General features: G+C 67.6%; 15 protein-coding genes and 1 riboswitch. Of the genes, 13 read left to right on the forward strand and 2 right to left on the reverse strand.

The annotated features are described in order from the left end of the window. Positions 1–3: 3 nt before the first annotated feature. Positions 4–1,050 carry a beta-mannosidase gene (locus tag RZ1_RS00165; RefSeq protein WP_072808048.1) on the reverse strand — a complete coding sequence of 349 codons (1,047 nt, stop codon included), beginning with the start codon at positions 1,048–1,050 and terminating at the stop codon, positions 4–6. A 203-nt stretch (positions 1,051–1,253) separates the two neighbouring features. On the opposite strand from RZ1_RS00165, the gene ubiG reads away from it, so the two are divergent. After that, on the forward strand, positions 1,254–2,042 hold the full coding sequence (gene ubiG, locus RZ1_RS00170) for a bifunctional 2-polyprenyl-6-hydroxyphenol methylase/3-demethylubiquinol 3-O-methyltransferase UbiG (protein WP_072808698.1): 789 nt from the start codon (positions 1,254–1,256) through the stop codon (positions 2,040–2,042). A gap of 33 nt (positions 2,043–2,075) precedes the next feature. On the opposite strand, the gene RZ1_RS00175 is transcribed toward ubiG, so the two are convergent. Then, positions 2,076–2,471, reverse strand: a complete 396-nt coding sequence (locus tag RZ1_RS00175; protein ID WP_072808051.1) for an MmcQ/YjbR family DNA-binding protein — start codon at positions 2,469–2,471, stop codon at positions 2,076–2,078. 150 nt (positions 2,472–2,621) lie between these two features. Here RZ1_RS00175 and RZ1_RS00180 point away from each other — a divergent pair, with 150 nt between their 5' ends. From RZ1_RS00180 to RZ1_RS00235, 12 genes are all read left to right on the forward strand, one after another. Further along, entirely contained in the window at positions 2,622–3,239 is a 618-nt protein-coding gene (locus RZ1_RS00180; protein ID WP_072808053.1) for an NUDIX hydrolase, read from the forward strand. Between the two features lie 79 nt (positions 3,240–3,318). Further along, complete coding sequence (gene clsA, locus RZ1_RS00185; protein ID WP_072808700.1) at positions 3,319–3,942, forward strand: cardiolipin synthase ClsA; 624 nt, start codon at positions 3,319–3,321, stop codon at positions 3,940–3,942. Continuing rightward, positions 3,942–4,802, forward strand: a complete 861-nt coding sequence (locus RZ1_RS00190; RefSeq protein ID WP_072808055.1) for a DUF881 domain-containing protein — start codon at positions 3,942–3,944, stop codon at positions 4,800–4,802. Before clsA ends, RZ1_RS00190 begins: the two co-directional genes overlap by 1 nt. Continuing rightward, positions 4,799–5,164, forward strand: coding sequence for a small basic family protein (locus tag RZ1_RS00195; protein WP_072808057.1), 366 nt, complete (start codon positions 4,799–4,801; stop codon positions 5,162–5,164). Before RZ1_RS00190 ends, RZ1_RS00195 begins: the two co-directional genes overlap by 4 nt. 3 nt (positions 5,165–5,167) lie before the next feature. Continuing rightward, positions 5,168–5,908, forward strand: coding sequence for a DUF881 domain-containing protein (locus tag RZ1_RS00200; protein WP_072808058.1), 741 nt, complete (start codon positions 5,168–5,170; stop codon positions 5,906–5,908). A gap of 43 nt (positions 5,909–5,951) precedes the next feature. Beyond that, positions 5,952–6,356 carry a glycine cleavage system protein GcvH gene (gcvH, locus tag RZ1_RS00205; RefSeq protein ID WP_072808060.1) on the forward strand — a complete coding sequence of 135 codons (405 nt, stop codon included), beginning with the start codon at positions 5,952–5,954 and terminating at the stop codon, positions 6,354–6,356. Positions 6,357–6,533: 177 nt separating this feature from the next. Continuing rightward, on the forward strand, positions 6,534–7,001 hold the full coding sequence (gene garA / locus RZ1_RS00210) for a glycogen accumulation regulator GarA (RefSeq protein ID WP_072808062.1): 468 nt from the start codon (positions 6,534–6,536) through the stop codon (positions 6,999–7,001). Further along, entirely contained in the window at positions 7,001–7,741 is a 741-nt protein-coding gene (gene ftsR / locus RZ1_RS00215) for a transcriptional regulator FtsR (protein ID WP_072808064.1), read from the forward strand. Before garA ends, ftsR begins: the two co-directional genes overlap by 1 nt. 190 nt (positions 7,742–7,931) lie before the next feature. After that, positions 7,932–8,405, forward strand: coding sequence for a bifunctional nuclease family protein (locus RZ1_RS00220; RefSeq protein ID WP_072808065.1), 474 nt, complete (start codon positions 7,932–7,934; stop codon positions 8,403–8,405). 249 nt (positions 8,406–8,654) lie between these two features. Further along, the gene (locus RZ1_RS00225) at positions 8,655–9,284 is read left to right on the forward strand and encodes a MerR family transcriptional regulator (protein ID WP_072808067.1); all 630 of its coding nucleotides are present in this window, start codon (positions 8,655–8,657) and stop codon (positions 9,282–9,284) included. A gap of 88 nt (positions 9,285–9,372) precedes the next feature. Then, a riboswitch (glycine riboswitch) is annotated at positions 9,373–9,466 on the forward strand. Positions 9,467–9,637: 171 nt separating this feature from the next. After that, on the forward strand, positions 9,638–12,496 hold the full coding sequence (gcvP, locus tag RZ1_RS00230) for an aminomethyl-transferring glycine dehydrogenase (RefSeq protein WP_072808069.1): 2,859 nt from the start codon (positions 9,638–9,640) through the stop codon (positions 12,494–12,496). Between the two features lie 195 nt (positions 12,497–12,691). Further along, positions 12,692–13,147, forward strand: a complete 456-nt coding sequence (locus tag RZ1_RS00235; RefSeq protein WP_371306491.1) for a helix-turn-helix transcriptional regulator — start codon at positions 12,692–12,694, stop codon at positions 13,145–13,147. Positions 13,148–13,214: the final 67 nt, after the last annotated feature.

The following is a 13,214-nucleotide window of genomic DNA, read 5'->3' on the forward strand; positions in this document are numbered from 1 at the left end:
GCATCAGTTCATCTGCGGGATCGCCAGCACCGGATCGTCGGGGCCGATGTCGTACGTGCACAGGTCCGGGCGCGGGTCGGGCACGAACGCCCACAGCAGGGCCCCGGCGGCGCCGAGCTCGGCGTAGGAGTCGAGGCGGGCGCCGATGCGCTCGGCTCGCTCGTGCAGCGGCAGACAACTCCCGGCGTGGATGCCCAGCTCGGTGACGACGAGCGGTTTGGGTGTCTGAGACAGGCGCAGCGGCAGGAAACGGCTGTCGTCGTAGTCGTGGTACTGGACGAAGTCGACATAGGGCGAGTCGGCGATGAGCGCGTATCCCGACCCGGCCGTCCCACACTGATCGCCGCCGAGCAACCCGGCCGTGATCGGGTGGGCGGAGTCGTGGTGGCGGATAAGCGCACCCACCTCGTCGTGCCAGTCACGCAGCACCTGCGGCGCGTCGGCCGGGCACGTGCGCAGCTGCGGGCCGCACGTCGCGTCGTGGCACACCCCGGCCTCGGGTTCGCCGATCGGTTCCCAGGCGGCGATCGCCTGCGAGTCACCCCACCTGGATACCGCCGTGGCCACCCAGTCGCGGTAGCTCAGCGGCCCGGTGGTCTGCGCAGTCCATCCGGTGCGGTACCAGTCGCGGTCCTTGTACGTCTCGTCCTCGCACGCCCCGTCCTGTCCCACCAGTACCGGGATCACGAGCCGGGCGTGCCGCTCGGCGGCGGCGAAGACGGCATCGAGCGGTCCGAAGTCGAGCCGACCGGTGAACTTGTTCACCGCGAGCTGCTGGAAGGCATTGAATCGGGTCACCGATCCCGCCGGCCGCGAAGCGAAGTAGGCGTCGAGGTCGACCTCGGCCCCGCATCCGCGATTGACGCTCCAGTCGGTCGCGAGCTGATACGCATCGAGGCCGGTCGGCCACCACGGAGCGCCGTCGAGTGTCAGGCTGTCCCCGGAAACCGCGACCCGCGAGACAGGCGTGGTGCTCGGCGCCGCAGTGCACGCAACGGTGCCGAGCACCATCGAGAGCACGGTCGCCACGATGGTGGCCGCAATTCGCATGCGACGACGCTAACGGTCTCCGGGGACTCCCGCCGGGGGCGGCGGGTTTCGCCTCCGACGGAAACGAGTAACTATCCAAATTGACCATCCGGTTCCCGTGTCCGCCGACGAACCCGCACCCGATACGGCACCCTGGAACAAGACGGTCCCGGACGGGGCCGTCATCCTGCGTCGAGTCCTCGACCCGAAAGACGGTGACGCTCGTGGCGATCGACAACCACGTCTACGACCGCATCGGCGAGGGCTGGTGGGACGAGTCCAACCCGCTCAACCTGCTGCAGGGCAGCCTCACCCCGGCACGGTACGGCTACTTCCGCGACGTGCTCCGCGAGCGTGGCTTCGCGACCCTCGACGGACTGAGGGCCCTCGACATCGGCAGCGGCGGCGGATTCCTCGCGGAGCGATTCGCGCGTGCCGGATGCGACGTCGTCGGGATCGATCCCTCGACGGTATCGCTCGACACCGCCCACCGGCACGCCGCCGCGAGCGGGCTGAGCATCGACTACCGCAGGGGAGTGGGCGAACGGCTCCCGGTCGGCGACTCCACGTTCGACCTCGCCTACTGCTGTGACGTCCTCGAACATGTCGACGACCTCGACGCCGTCCTCGCCGAAACCGCACGCGCCCTCACGCCCGGAGGCCTGTACTTCTTCGACACGATCAACCGCACGTGGCTCGGCAGACTCGTCGTCATCAAGATCATGCAGGAATGGCGCTGGACTCGGATGTTCGATACCCCCGTCCACGACTGGTCCATGTTCATCACCCCGGCCGAACTGACCGCAGCGCTCGACCGCCACGGACTGCGCCTCACCGGACTCACCGGACTCGGACTGCGCACCGCCGACCCCCGGCGACTGATCGACATGCACCGCGCTCGACAGGGCCGCCTCACCTACGGCGAAGTCAGCCGGCGTCTCAACTTCGGTCGCGTCCCCTATACGGGGGCCAACTACATGGGCTACGCCGTCAAGACCGCCGCGCGCGGCTGATCGGGCGATCGGGCGAGGGGAGGGGCCCGAGGATCACGGTGCGGAGGCGTCCAGCTCGCGAACCAACGTCGCCGGCGCCGTCACCCGGAACGACATGTCGAGCAGTTCACCGATCTCGTCCCAGTCCACGTCGTCGCGGTCCAGGTCGTAGCCCACCCAACCCGCCGGGCCCAGGTAGGCGGGCAGATAGGTGTATGGCTCCTCGAGCAATGCGAGGCGCTCCTCGGGTTCCGGCTTGACGATCACCGACCGCGGATACGGGGTCCCGCCGGGCTTCGCGGAGCCGCCGTACACCGCGAACGCCGTCTTCGTATGGAAGAACGGGCGTCCGTGCGAAATCTTCTCGGCGGCACCGGGAAACGCGAGGGCGAGCGACCGTACGCGGGCCAGCAGCGGATCGGCCTCGTCGAACATGATCGGATGCGGCATGCGGGCAGCCTACCTGCGCGGTCATGCCGTCCCCGCGACCGACCGGAAAGTTTCGGACGATACGGAAACCCAAAATAATCCGAACTTCAAACCACGGCAACAGCACCAGGACTCCCGCGCCCCCCACACCGACGCCGTACTGTCAAGAACATGCTTGTGCCCGAACCTCTCGCCCGTGACACCCTCACGGATGCCTTCGCCGAGTTCGAATCCCGACGTCTCCCGCTCGACGGACGGCGCCACGCTGCAGTGGTCATCGCCGTCCTCGACGACGGGCTGGGCAACTGCGTCATGCCACTCACACGCCGCCCGACACGGCTGCGCGCCCACCCGGGGCAGTTCGCGCTCCCGGGCGGACGCCTGGACCCCGGCGAAACCCCGGAACAAGCAGCCCTGCGCGAACTGCACGAAGAACTCGGACTGCTCGCCGACCACACGCAGATCATCGGCCGCCTCGACGACTACATCACCCGATCCGGATACGTCATGTCCCCGTTCGTGGTGTGGTCCGACATGGCGGTCACCGACCTGCAACCCAGTCCCGACGAGGTCGCCGAACTCTTCGCCGTCACCACCACCGAGATCGACAGCGAACCCCGCTTCGTGCCGATCCCCGAATCCGACAAGCCCGTCATCCAATGGCCGTTCCGCGGCCACCTCATCCACGCACCCACCGCCGCTGTCGTCTTCCAGTTCCGCGAGGTTGCGCTGCACGGCCGGCACACCCGCATCGACGATCTGGAACAACCCGTCTTCGCATGGCGCTGACCCGTCGGACGGGACCCGATACGCGAATATGGAAGGCTGTCGGAACCCGACCATCACCCCACACGAGGCAGGTTCGACGATGAACGACGCGACGAGGACCGCCGGCACCGCGCCGGTCGCGTCCGATCGCATCCTCACCGTCCCCAACCTGCTCAGCTTCGTCCGCCTCCTCGGAATCCCGCTCTTCCTGTGGCTGATGCTCGTCCGGCACGCCGACGGCTGGGCCCTGGCCGTCCTCGTCGTCGGCGCCGTCACCGACTGGGCCGACGGCAAACTCGCCCGGTTGCTCGACCAGAGCTCCCGGCTCGGTGCCATCCTCGACCCGCTCGTCGATCGCCTCTACATCGTGGCCACTCTGGTCGCCCTGGTCGCCCGGGACATCGTGCCGTGGTGGATCGCCGCGATCCTCATCGGACGTGAACTGGTGCTGGCACCGACCCTGGCGGTGTACCGCAGACGCGGACTGCCACCGCCCGAAGTGCTCTACCTCGGCAAAGGCGCAACCTTCCTGCTCATGTGCGCGCTCCCGCTGCTGCTCCTGGCGCTCGCCGTCCCCGCGACCACCGACGTCGCCGAGCCATTCGGCTGGGCCGCGCTCGTCTGGGGAACGGCACTGTACGTGTGGACCGGCGCGCTCTACGTCTACCGCGCCCTCGCCACCGCCCGGGTGACGTCACCGATCGGCGGACACCGGGAACCCTGATGAACCAGCACTGGGAACAGATCCGCCGCAACCCGGTACCGTCGCTGCTCACTGCCCTCCTCGAGGACCACCTCGATCCCGGATATGCGGCGGCCGCCGAAGACCGCACCACGAAACACACCCGGCCCGCCCGCAAGGGCGTACTCGCCTGGCTCACCGTCGGCGCCCTCCTCACCGGCCTCACCATCGGCATCGCCTACTCCGAGACCACCGATCGCGGGCCCGGCTCCGGCCGGGTGCAGGCGGAGATCCTTGCCGGCGTCCGCGCGGCGTCCGAACGCGCCGACACCCTCACCGCGACCCGCGACGACCTCACTGCCGAGATCGACCGGCGCCGCGAGGAACTGTTCGCGGACAACGCCGCCGGCACCGGCATCCTCGACGTGCTCCGGCGGACCGAGGACGCCGCCGCAGCCACCGAGGTGCTCGGTCCCGGCGTAACCGTCACACTCAGCGACCCGGCGGCGAAACCGAATCTGTCGGACTCCGGGCAGCGCGGGAACCCACGCACCGCCGTCTTGCTCGACCGCGACCTGCAATCGGTGATCAACGCGCTGTGGGCCGGCGGCGCCGAAGCCGTCGCGCTCAACGACGTACGCATCGGTCCCGGAGTCACCGTCCGGCAGGCCGGTGGCGCCATGCTCGTCGACAACCGACCGGTGTTCTCCCCGTACGTCGTATCCGCCATCGGATCACCGAGCCGCCTGCAGACCACGTTCGTCGTCAGCGACGCGTACCTGCGGATGTCCGGTGTCCAGCAGCTGTACGGGGTAGGTTTCACCATCGCCGAAGCCGACGACGTGACCATGCCCGCCGCGGCGGTGCGCGACGTCGAATCTGCACTGGAGGGAGATCGTTGAAACGGAACGGCCTCAGGCACGGCCATGCGCTCTACGCGGTGCTGGCCCTCGCGATCGGGATCGCCGCGGGAGTGATCTTCAGCCCACAGGTTCCCGACGTGATCCAGCCCTACCTCCCTATCGCGGTCGTCGCCGCTCTGGACACCGTGTTCGGCGGTCTCCGAGCGTATCTCGACGACATCTTCGACGCCCAGACGTTCGTCGTGTCCTTCGTGTTCAACGTGCTCGTCGCCGCGCTGATCGTCTGGCTCGGCGACCAGCTCGGCGTCGGCACCCAGTTGTCGACGGCCGTGATCGTCGTCCTCGGCATCCGAATCTTCGGCAACGCGTCCGCACTGCGCCGACGCCTGTTCGGAGCGTGACCGATGCCCGAGGGAAGACACGAGTTTCACGACACACCCGAATCAGCGCCGCCGCGTCGTCCCCGACTGCTCTTCCCGGCGCTGGCCGGACTACTGATCGTGCTGCTCGGCGTCGCGATCGCCACCCAGGTCCGCACCACCGAATCCGGTGACGGGCTCGACGCGGCACGCCCGGCCGACCTTCTCGTGCTGCTCGACAACCTGAACCGCACCGAGGCCGCGCTGCGTCAGGAGATCACCGCGCTCGAATCGACACTGACCAGCCTGGAACAGAACGGATCCGAGGCTGCGCTCGACGAGGCCCGCGCGCGGCTCTCGGCCCTGTCCATCCAGGTCGGCACGGTGCCCGCCACCGGCCCGGGCGTCGTGCTGACCGTGACCGACCCGGTGCGCGGCGTCGGGTCCGATGTGGTCCTCGACATGATCCAGGAACTGCGCGCGGCCGGAGCGGAAGCCATCCAGATCGCGGGCGCCGGTGCCCCGCCCGTCCGCATCGGTGTGGACTCGTGGGTGACCGGACCCGGGGGTGCCGTGGTCGTCGACGACGTTCCGCTCGTCGCCCCGTACACGGTCACCGCCATCGGGGACGGGCCCACCCTTGCGGCGGCGCTGAACATCCCCGGCGGAGTTGTGGACACCGTCGCGCGGACCGGAGGAACATTGGTGATCGAACAGTCACCCCAGGTCGACGTGTCCGCCTTGCGGCAGATCGAAGCACGCCAATACTCTCAGCCCGGTAACTGAATCCGACGTTCGTGACGAATGTCGTCGCCGAAAGGACCCTGTCGTGAGTGAGTTCGAAACCCCCGCCGATTTGCGTTACACGGCGGAGCACGAATGGGTGCAGCGGACGAGCGCGACCACCGCGCGGATCGGCATCACCGCATACGCGCAGTCGCAACTCGGCGACGTGGTCTTCGTGCAGTTGCCGGAGGACGGGACCGAGGTGACAGCCGGCGAATCCTTCGGCGAGGTCGAATCGACGAAGAGCGTCTCGGACGTGTATGCACCGCTCACCGCGAAAGTGGTTGCCGTCAACACGGATCTGGAAGCGAACCCGGAGCTGGTGAACTCGGCTCCCTACGGCGGGGGCTGGCTCGTCGACGTCGAGGTCGGTAGCGAGGGTGAGCTGGATGCGGCGCTCGGCGAGACCCTGGACGCCGACGGCTACCGCGCCCTCATCGAGAACTGAGGGTTCCCGTGCGCGACAACCGCGTCCGCCTACGCCGGGAAGCCTGCGCAGGGTACGGTCGTGGCAGGCGTGTGCCGTTGTCGGGGGCGCGGGTCCGTATCGAAAGTGATCGTGGCTGAACGAAACTACGACCGGTCGGGGCAGTTACCCGATCGGTCGAACGGATAAGGAGTAACGGTGAGCGAGAACGGCAACGCGGGATACGAGGAAAGCCCTGCGGAAACCACTTCGGTGTTTCGCGCCGACTTCCTGAGTGAACTGGAAACCGCCGGCTCGGGGGCCGCGACCTCGGAAGCACCGGTCTCCGGTGTCGAGGGGTTGCCCGCCGGATCGGCATTGCTCGTCGTCAAGCGTGGACCCAACGCTGGATCGCGTTTCCTGCTGGACCAGCCGACGACGTCCGCGGGGCGGCACCCCGACAGCGACATCTTCCTCGACGACGTGACCGTCAGCCGTCGGCACGCCGAGTTCCGCCAGGACGAGGGTGAGTTCCAGGTCGTCGACGTGGGAAGCCTCAACGGCACGTACGTCAACCGCGAGCCTGTCGATTCGGCGGTTCTGGCGAACGGCGACGAAGTCCAGATCGGAAAGTTCCGGTTGGTGTTCCTCACCGGTCCGCGGGGAAACCAGGGCGCAGGTAGCTGATGACCGCTGCTGCCCGCCAACCGGCACCGGGCGGAATGTCGATCGGATCGGTTCTCGATCGACTCCGTCCGGAGTTTCCGGACGTGACGATCTCGAAGATCAGATTTCTCGAGGCCGAAGGGCTCATCAGCCCGGAACGCACGCCGTCGGGATATCGTCGTTTCTCGATCGGGGACTGCGAGCGCCTGCGCTATGTGTTGACTGCGCAGCGGGATCAGTACCTGCCTCTGAAGGTGATCAAGGAACAGCTCGAGGCGATCGACCGCGGTGCCGCAACGGTGGGCGCAGGAGATTCCCGCCCGAAGCGTCCACGGCCGCTGGCCGTGGCGCCGGGCGAGGTCTCGCCCGAGGTGCTGCGCACCGACCGTGAGGTCCGGATGAGCCGCGACGACCTGTGCCAGAGCGCCGGTATCGACGTCGCCTACCTGACCGAGCTGGTCCGGGCCGGATTGATCGTGCCGGGTGCGGCCGGTTTCTTCGATGGGGATGCGGTACTTCTCGCGCGCACCGCGAAGGCCATGTCGGAGTTCGGGCTCGAGGTGCGGCACCTGCGGGCGTTCAAGCTCGCGGCGGACCGGGAGGCGAGTCTGGTCGCGCAGATCGCGGGACCGGTCGCGAAGGGCCGCGATGCGGGAGCCCGGGCCCGGGCCGAGGAAATGGTCCGTGAACTGGCGGCGCTGTCGCTGACACTGCATACGTGCTTGGTCAAGGCGGCCGTGCACGGAGCGCTCGACCGCTGACCCGGGCCGTCCACGGCGACTCGCCTGATCCTGTAGACGTGACAGCGAACCGCCGATTTCGGCGGCGGTGAGGCGGCCGTGATCTCCGACGGCCGGGGGTACCTGACGGGTCTGCCGGATCGAACTAGAATTCAGGCAGGATTGTCATGCGGGGTTCATCCCCGGACGGCGGCGGGATGGAGGCACCGGCATGAGCGAGATGCGGATAGTGGGCATTCGGGTCGAACAGCCGCAGAACCAGCCGGTCCTGCTGTTGCGTGAGGCCGACGGCGACAGGTATCTGCCGATCTGGATCGGTCAGATGGAGGCGACCGCGATCGCGCTCGAGCAGCAGGGCGTCGAACCGGCACGTCCCCTGACGCACGATCTGATCAAGAATCTTCTGGAAGCGTTCGGTCATGCCCTGCAGGAGATCCGGATCGTGGATCTGCAGGAGGGGACGTTCTACGCCGATCTGGTATTCGAGGGCGGCGTGCGCGTGTCGTGCCGTCCATCGGACGCGGTGGCTGTAGCGTTGCGCATCGGTGTGCCGGTCTTCGTCGAGGAACCGGTGCTGGCGGAGGCCGGTCTCGTCATGCCCGATGAACGGGAGGACGAGGTCGAGAAGTTCAAAGAGTTTCTCGAATCCGTGTCCCCCGACGACTTCAAGGCGACGGACGGCTGAAATCCGGACGTCACCGGCTGTTTTGCCGCCCTCGGACCGACGCGGTTCGAGCCGCGGAGTACGACTCGAAGGTTTGGCGACCGGTCGGCGTGTTGCTGCCCAACGCTCGATGTGGAGCGTACGCTGAGTAAATCCGCAGTTCGGATCTGCTCGACGGGCCTGACTAGCACGCGACGATCGGATGGGTGGGGGGAATCCGCCCGTCTGTTGTTACGGGCGACGGATGGGCACGCGAGAGGGAGTCACACAGTGCGAGATCGGCCGCAGGGACAGGGGCACGTCGATATCGACGAAGGGAACCGCTCGACCTCGATGTCGTCGACGCACGACGCGGACGACATCCAGCCGGGTCTGTTCCCGGACGATTCGGTTCCCGACGAATTGGTCGGCTATCGCGTCCCCATCGCATGTCAGATCGCCGGAATCAGTTACCGCCAGCTCGACTACTGGGCGCGCACGAACCTGGTTGTGCCGTCGATTCGTGGTGCGGCCGGCTCCGGTAGTCAGCGGCTGTACTCGTTCAAGGACATCCTCGTCCTCAAGATCGTCAAGCGATTGCTGGACACGGGCATCTCGCTCCAGAACATCCGCGTCGCGGTCGATCATCTGCGTGAGCGCGGCGTACGGGATCTGGCGAAGATCACGCTGTTCTCCGACGGCACCACCGTGTACGAATGCACGTCGCCCGAGGAAGTTGTCGATTTACTGCAGGGTGGCCAAGGCGTGTTCGGTATCGCGGTCAGCGGTGCGATGCGTGAGTTGACCGGCAGCATCGCGGACTTCCCGGCCGAGCGCGCCGACGGTGGCGATGCCGAGCAGCGCCCGGAAGACGAACTGGCGTCGCGCCGCCGAAACCGCATCAATCGCCGTATCGGCTAGGTGACGCGGCCTTGGACGTGCGTCACACCGTGAAGCTGTCCGTGGCCGCGTCTGTGGTGGGTGCCGTGCACTAGAATCGCCAGTGCGTCGCCGTCGCACGGGAGAGTTCCGGATCCGATCCGGGCACCGAAGGAGCAGCACCTCCCCGTCAATCTCTCAGGTACCAGGACCGTGCGGGCTCCGACGCCTCTGGAAAGCGGTGGGAGCACCCACCCGCCCACGGGGAAAGGTGTCCGGGCTGTCCGGTCACCGAATCTCTCAGGCGCTCGCCGGTCGAGCTCGCGACAGAGGGGGAGGAAGCACGCCGTGCGACCGCGCGCGGACGTGGACCTCCGATCACCCGGGAATCGCACATGACAGATGCCGCCACCTCCACGTTCGCCGACCGTCACGTCGGACCCGACCAGTCGGCACTCCGCCGCATTCTCGACGTCGTCGGCGTCGATGCCCTGGAAGATCTTGCGGAGAAGGCACTGCCGTCCGGGATCCTGGATCCGGAAGCCGGGGGGATCGCTGACGGTCTCGATGTGCTGGACGCTCCGCTCTCCGAACACGAGGTGCTGGACGCACTGACCGCACTTGCAGCGCAGAACACCGTGGCGACCTCGATGATCGGCCAGGGCTACTACGGCACGCTCACTCCGCCGGTACTCCTGCGCAACATCGTCGAGAACCCCGCCTGGTACACCGCGTACACCCCGTACCAGCCGGAGATCAGCCAGGGCCGGCTCGAAGCTCTGCTCAACTTCCAGACGATGGTCTCCGACCTCACCGGCATGGAGATCGCGAACTCGTCGATGCTCGACGAAGGCACCGCCGCCGCCGAGGCGATGACCCTGCTCCGCCGCGCCAACCGCAAGTCGAAGAGCCCCCGCGTGCTCGTGGATTCCGATCTGTTCACCCAGACCGCGGCCGTCCTCGCGACCCGCGCCGAACCGCTGGGCATCGAGATCGTCACCGCGAACCTCGTCGACGACGGATTGCCCGACGACGACTTTTTTGGCGTGATCCTCCAGATCCCGGGCGCCTCCGGCCGGGTGTTCGACGCCGCCCCGATCATTGCCGCCGCACACGACCGCGGCGCGCTCGTCGCGGTGGGCGCCGACCTGCTCGCGCTGACGTTGATCACCCCGCCCGGCGAGCAGGGCGCGGACGCGTGCTTCGGCACCACCCAGCGCTTCGGTGTGCCGATGGGCTTCGGCGGGCCGCACGCCGGCTACCTCGCCGTGAACGAGGCGCACACCCGTAACCTTCCGGGCCGCCTGGTCGGCCTGTCCGTCGATGCCGACGGCGAGCCCGCCTACCGGTTGGCGCTGCAGACCCGCGAGCAACACATCCGGCGGGAGAAGGCGACGAGCAACATCTGCACCGCCCAGGTCCTGCTCGCGGTCCTGGCCGCGATGTACGCCTCGTACCACGGCGCCGACGGCCTCACCGCGATCGCACGCCGGGTCGCGAAGCACGCCGACACCGTCGCCGCGGACCTGCGCGCTGTCGGCGTCGAGATCGTGCACGCCGAATTGTTCGATACGGTCCTCGCCCGGGTTCCCGGCCGCGCCACGCAGATCGTCGAAAATGCCCGGGCAGCGGGAATCAACCTGCGGCTCGTCGATGCCGACCACGTCGGCATCTCGTGCGACGAAGCGACCACCGTCGCGCACATCGGCGCTGTGCTCGACGCCTTCGAAGCCCCGGACACGGTGCTGTCCGGGAGTTACGGCTCGGCGATCCCGGCGGCGCTTGCGCGCACGAGTGAGTTCCTGCAGCACGAGGCGTTCACGAAGTACCGCACCGAGACCGCGATGATGAGGTACCTGCGGCGGCTCTCCGACAAGGACCTGGCGCTCGACCGGACGATGATCCCGCTCGGCTCGTGCACAATGAAACTCAACGCTGCCGTCGAGATGGAACCGATCACCTGGCCCGAGTTCGCACACCTGCACCCGTTCGCGCCCGCCTCGCAGACCGCCGGTATCCGGCAGCTGATCGCGGACCTCGAGGGCTGGCTCGCGGCGATCACCGGCTACGACCGAGTCAGTCTCCAGCCCAATGCCGGTAGTCAGGGCGAATACGCCGGTCTGCTCGCGATCCGGCACTTCCATCTCGAACGCGGCGACGACCACCGCGACATCTGCCTCATCCCGTCGAGCGCTCACGGCACCAACGCGGCCTCTGCGGTGATGGCCGGGATGCGGGTGGAGGTCGTCGCGTGCCGTCCGAACGGCGACGTCGATCTCGACGATCTGCGCGCGAAGATCGCCGATCACGCCGAGCGTCTCGCCGCGATCATGATCACCTATCCGTCGACGCACGGGGTCTACGAGCACGAGATCGCCGAGATCTGCGGCGCGGTTCACGACGCCGGCGGCCAGGTCTACATCGACGGGGCGAACCTCAATGCGCTCGTGGGCCTCGCCCGGCCGGGCAAGTTCGGTGGTGACGTGAGTCACCTGAACCTGCACAAGACGTTCTGTATTCCGCACGGTGGCGGCGGCCCGGGGGTGGGGCCGATCGGTGTCCGCGAGCACCTCGCGCCGTACCTGCCCGGTCACCCGGCGGCACCCGAGCTCGGTGGCGTCGGGCCGGTGTCGGCCGCGCCGTACGGTTCGGCGTCGATCCTGCCGATCACCTGGTCGTACATCAAGCTGATGGGTGCGCAAGGTCTGCGTCGTGCGTCGCTCACCGCCATCGCGTCCGCCAACTACATCGCGCGTCGTCTCGACGAGTACTTCCCGGTGCTGTACACGGGGGAGAACGGGATGGTCGCGCACGAGTGCATCCTCGATCTGCGTCGGATCACCAAGGACACCGGTGTCACCGTCGACGATGTTGCGAAGCGTCTCGCCGACTACGGCTTCCACGCGCCGACCATGAGTTTCCCGGTCGCGGGCACGCTCATGGTGGAGCCGACCGAGAGCGAGGACCTCGACGAACTCGACGCCTTCATCGACGCGATGATCGCGATCCGAAGTGAGATCGACCGCGTCGGGGCAGGGGAGTGGCCGGTCGAGGACAATCCGTTGCGAGGCGCGCCGCACACGGCCGAATGCCTGGTCGGGGAGTGGGGCCACCCCTACTCGCGTGAGATCGCGGTGTACCCGCTGGGGAAGGGGAGGGCCAAGGTGTGGCCTGCTGTCCGGCGCATCGACGGGGCGCACGGCGACCGCAACCTGGTGTGCTCGTGTCCGCCGCTCGAGGCGTACGGCGACTGAGTTCGGTTCGGGCCGGCGGTCGAGACCGCCGGCCCGAGCTTCTTCGTGAAATAATCTGTATGAGACGGAACTAAAAGAAAAACCGAATTTCGCACAACCTCACAAACCACCAGCTTCACCTCGCGACTCACTTTCCCGACACCCGCTAACAACCCTGAAGAGAGAGCATCCGCAGCAAGATCATGTGGCACGATCGTGCAGGTGGCCAACAGATCCGCCGGCGAACAGCAGCTTCGTGACCTGACCTTGCTGCGCCGGGTCCGTGACCGGATCGACCGTGACTACGCACAACCACTCGACGTCGAGGCGCTGGCCCGCGGGGTGAACATGTCTGCGGGGCATTTGAGCCGTGAGTTCCGGCGCGCCTACGGTGAGCCGCCGTACTCCTATCTGATGACGAGGCGCATCGAACGCGCCATGGCGCTGTTGCGGCGTGGCGACCTGAGTGTCACCGACGTGTGTTTCGCGGTCGGCTGCTCCTCGCTGGGGACGTTCAGCACGCGCTTCACCGAGCTCGTCGGCGTCGCGCCCGGCGTGTACCGGCGACACGGTGCCGGAGTGACCGAGGGGATGCCGGCGTGTCTGGCAAAGCAGGTTGCCCGGCCGATCAGAAATCGAGAAGCACCGGCGGGTCCGTCGCGGTTAGCGTGACCGTTGTCTGCACACGACGGGCGTGCCGATCCGGAACGAAATCCGGATCGGGCGCCGGAACACACTC

This window comes from Rhodococcus zopfii NBRC 100606 = JCM 9919, from assembly GCF_001895025.1.
Lineage (GTDB): Bacteria > Actinomycetota > Actinomycetes > Mycobacteriales > Mycobacteriaceae > Rhodococcus > Rhodococcus zopfii.